The organism is Mesorhizobium sp. M8A.F.Ca.ET.021.01.1.1 (genome assembly GCF_003998025.1).
Lineage (GTDB): Bacteria > Pseudomonadota > Alphaproteobacteria > Rhizobiales > Rhizobiaceae > Mesorhizobium.
In genome coordinates, this window is sequence record NZ_RZSJ01001119.1 from 1 (window position 1) to 426 (window position 426).

A 426-nucleotide genomic window follows, 5' to 3' on the forward strand; every position below is an offset into this window, starting at 1 on the left:
ATCTTCGGCTTTGCCAATGCCGGCGTTTCGCTCGCCGGCCTGAGTTTCGGCGCCCTGATCGAGCCGTTGACGCTGGGCGTCGCGGCCGGTCTCGTCGTCGGCAAGTTGGTCGGCGTGTTCGGCTCCTCCGCGCTCGCCATCCGCTTCGGCCTTGCGGACCTGCCGGCCCATGCAGGCTGGATGCACATGCTGGGCATCTCGCTGCTGTGCGGCATCGGCTTCACCATGAGCCTGTTCATCGGCCTGCTCGCCTTCGCCAGCGACATGGCGCTGCAGGACGCGGTCAAGGTTGGCATTCTCGCGGGTTCATTCGTTGCCGCGCTGCTTGGCGCCGCCCTATTGCTGATGGCGCCGGCGGCGGGTGGGGAGGAAGTGGGGGAGTAGAGCGGGTTTTGCAGGCCTTGGTTCTGCGAAGCTGCCGTTGAC

Annotated in this window: 1 protein-coding gene; it reads left to right on the plus strand. The window is 66.7% G+C overall.

The window, feature by feature from the left end; translation table 11 throughout:
- A partial coding sequence (locus EOA36_RS36895) for a Na+/H+ antiporter NhaA (RefSeq protein WP_189553581.1) occupies window positions 1-384 on the plus strand: 384 nt, incomplete at its 5' end.
- Window positions 385-426: the final 42 nt, after the last annotated feature.